Raw genomic sequence first — 3425 nt, forward strand, 5'->3', positions numbered from 1 at the left:
GCGGTAAATTCAATTTTAGTTTTTTATTGTTAAAACTCCCAGGCCTCTTGCCCATGCGCCAGCTCCTCCCTTCGCTAAAATAGTATTCAGGACTATTTTTTGACGCACGGTCGCCTCTTTATCTGAAGAGTGGAGCTAGATTGTGAGTTTTTAGTCTAGGTTGTAATTTTATTAGTAAGCTGTGCTTTTGTTTAAGTTGGATAGAGGGTTTGTTTTTAAGTGAAATTCTAACGGAATGTTTTAATCCATCCTGTATGCAATATTATGCATTAAATGTTAGCTTTATATAATTATAAGATCGTGATATGTTTTACTCGTAAATAGTTGATGTTAAGAGAGTTTGTATCGGTAATGAGCAATTCAAAAAATAATTAACTTGTTGTTTGTCATGCTTTAGGGCTCGAATGGCATGAGAAAAGAAGAAGAGCAGGGTATTATAATTTTGTCTGATCTGAATTAATTTAAATCAATTGATTTTCGGTAGCGATTTTAACTAGCTCAATCATATTTTTTGCTTTAAATTTTTGCAATAAATTTCTACGATGTGTTTCTACCGTTATCACCGAAATAAATAATTGTTCGGCTATTTGAGCAGACGTATTGCCTTTGGCAATTGCTTGAAGAATCTGTTTTTCTCTTTTGGTTAATCTGGGAAGTTCAAAAGCAGTAGTTGAGGTTCGTAATATAATTTCCTGTACTTCTTTGCTTAAAGCCAAATCGCCATTCAATGCTTTTTCTATACCCTTGATTATCTCTTGCGAATCGGCATTTTTTAAAATGTAGCCGTTTCCTCCATTTTCCAAAAAACGAAAAATAATGCTTCGCTCAGCTTGATTGCTTAGTGCAATTACGATAGATTTGGGCACTTTTTGTTTAATGATTTTACAAAAGTCTAATCCGTTTCCATCGCTCAAAATAATATCCAGCAAAACGACATCTATTTTGTTTTCCTGAATAAAATCTATGACAGCAGCTCCTTTGGTAAAAGAAAAAACGTGAAATTTAGTGTCTTTTTCTAATAGTGATTTCAATCCTTCTAAAATCATTGGATGGTCATCAACTATGGCAAGTTTTATCTTATTTTTATCATACATAGCATTCCACATTTATGGTAGTTCCTTCTCCTTTATTCGAAGCAATTTCAACCGTTCCGTTAATCAATTGAACTCTATTTTGTATATTTTTTAAACCTAATCCATATACGATTTCAGATTTATCAAAGCCTATTCCGTCATCTTCAATGGTTAAATTAAGAACATTGTTATTTTGGCTGATTTGTACAATGACATTAGTTGCCTGAGCATATTTTGTAACGTTGCTAATGCTTTCCTGTGCGATACGATATAACGCTATTTGCGTTTTAAACGGAATATTTTCTGACAAATTAAAAGCTTCGAACTGAATGGTAAAATATTTCTGTGTCATGGTTTCACACAATTCTTTAAGGGCAATTTCTAACCCAATATTCTTTAGTGTTTCAGGCATCAGATTTCTTGATATACGGCGCATTTCGTCAATAGTTTGATCTAATTTGTCAATTACGTTTTCTTTATGAAACGAATTATTAGCCGAAATCGTCATTCGTATATTTGCCAACATACCACCCATGCTATCGTGTAAATCCTGTGCAATTCGTTGGCGTTCCTGCTCTTCACCTTGTAATATGGCTTGTGTTGCTTCGTATTTACGTTGATTTTCTATATGAAGTAAATCCTGCTCATGACTCAGACTGATTTGTTTGTTTAACTTTTGTTGTTTCTTGTAATTGATAAAAATTAAAAAAGCAATAATCAAGCTTAATATAAGAGCAATAACCAAAATAGTCATTCGTAGATTTTTGTTTTTACTCAATAATTCATTGGCTTTTTTCTCTTTTTCTAAATCGTTTATTTTTTGTTGTTTATCAGCTGTTTGATGCAAAATTTCCAGTTCGTTCATTTTTTCTAACAACTTCTTTTGTTGTAAGCTATCACCTAACAAACTTGCTTTTTTCATCCATTGATAGGCTTCTTTATGTTCGCCCAAAACATCGTTAACCGCTGCTAATTGGGTATAAGTTATTCTGCGATTTACAGCTTCTTTAGCCAATACTTTTTCAGCTAAAATATGCTCTAACTGTGCTTTTGCTTTGCGATAATCTTTTTGCATCAAGTACACATTGTACATTCTAAAATACAACAGCTGCAATAATTTGGTTTGATTGCTCTCTTTGGCTAATTTGACACCTTTACTTAGGCTGGCTAATGCGTTATCAAAATCCTGAATAGTGGTATAATACATCGCTTCCTGATAATAATAATTCGGATAATGTTGCGATTCAGGAAAAGGCTTCAGAAGCTCTTTTGCCTGATCCAAATATATCTTAGCTGTTTTACTATCGGGTTTGTAGCAATAATTACTTACCAAATTTAAGTAAGTAACCACATGCACACTATTTTTGTTTTTTATTTTTTCAAGTTGTTCTAAGGCTTTTTTGTGATATTCTTCAGCTGTGTCAAATTGCCCAACCGACATAAATGTTAATCCTAGTTGTGTATAACTATAGGCTAACAGTTCTATGTTATTACTTTTTTCACTCAACGGAATACAATATTCTGTCAGCGTTTTAACCATATAATCATATCCTTTGTCTTCTACTTGTATATAAGCATAATTATACCATGATTTAATTAAAAAAGCGCTGTTGTCGGAATCGTTTTCAAGAGCTTTTATCGCTTGCTCGTAATATGTTTTTGCTTGTGATTTACTACCTTGGTTAGCATAGAAAACCCCTTGATAGTATTCTAAAATTCCTTTAGCTAATGTGTTTTTTTGAGAAGATGATAGGACTTTATCAAGTGCTTGTTTACTTTTTAAACTATCTGTTTGGGACCAATATTCAGACAGTAAAAGCGTATTATACAAGCGAACACTATCACTTTTCGTATTTTCAATGGTACGATTAATTTGTTTTACATAAGCTACTTCGTCTAAAGGAACCAGTTGTTGGGCTTGTAACATATTGCCTAAAAACAGCGTAATTATTATGATCAGAGAGTTTCTATACATCACTAAATAATTAAACCGCAAATATCCAAATAAAAGAGCTGTCATTTTCTGTTCCCAAAAAAAATCATGGTAAACCATTAGAAATAATATCAAGGTTTTCGTTGATTGTTCATAGTTCGCTTTTTATAGAAATTTGCCTTTCATAATAAAATTGAAAAAAAATCATGAAAAAAGTAAACGCAAAAATTACACTTTTAGCACTTGCATCGGTATTGACATTGGGAACATTAACCACCAGTTGTAGTAAAGATGATGACAACGGACACGAACAACCAGCGCAAGGAACTATTGATGCAGCAGTAGGAACGTATAAAGGAAAATTAAGCTCATCTAATACATATAATCGTTATGAATGGTACGATGCTATTGTTATCGTT

General features: G+C 32.5%; 2 protein-coding genes and 1 pseudogene. 1 reads left to right on the forward strand and 2 read right to left on the reverse strand.

What is annotated here, in order from left to right:
• Positions 1-461: 461 nt before the first annotated feature.
• On the reverse strand, positions 462-1094 hold the full coding sequence (locus tag VNJ50_RS03800) for a response regulator transcription factor (RefSeq protein ID WP_325579208.1): 633 nt from the start codon (positions 1092-1094) through the stop codon (positions 462-464).
• On the reverse strand, positions 1087-3126 hold the full coding sequence (locus VNJ50_RS03805; RefSeq protein ID WP_325579209.1) for a tetratricopeptide repeat-containing sensor histidine kinase: 2040 nt from the start codon (positions 3124-3126) through the stop codon (positions 1087-1089). The genes VNJ50_RS03800 and VNJ50_RS03805 overlap by 8 nt, the downstream gene beginning before the upstream one ends.
• 86 nt (positions 3127-3212) lie before the next feature.
• Here VNJ50_RS03805 and VNJ50_RS03810 point away from each other — a divergent pair.
• A pseudogene (locus VNJ50_RS03810) lies at positions 3213-3425 on the forward strand (hypothetical protein); the annotation flags it as partial.

Source organism: Gelidibacter sp. (genome assembly GCF_035577925.1).
In the GTDB taxonomy this organism is placed as follows: domain Bacteria; phylum Bacteroidota; class Bacteroidia; order Flavobacteriales; family Flavobacteriaceae; genus Gelidibacter.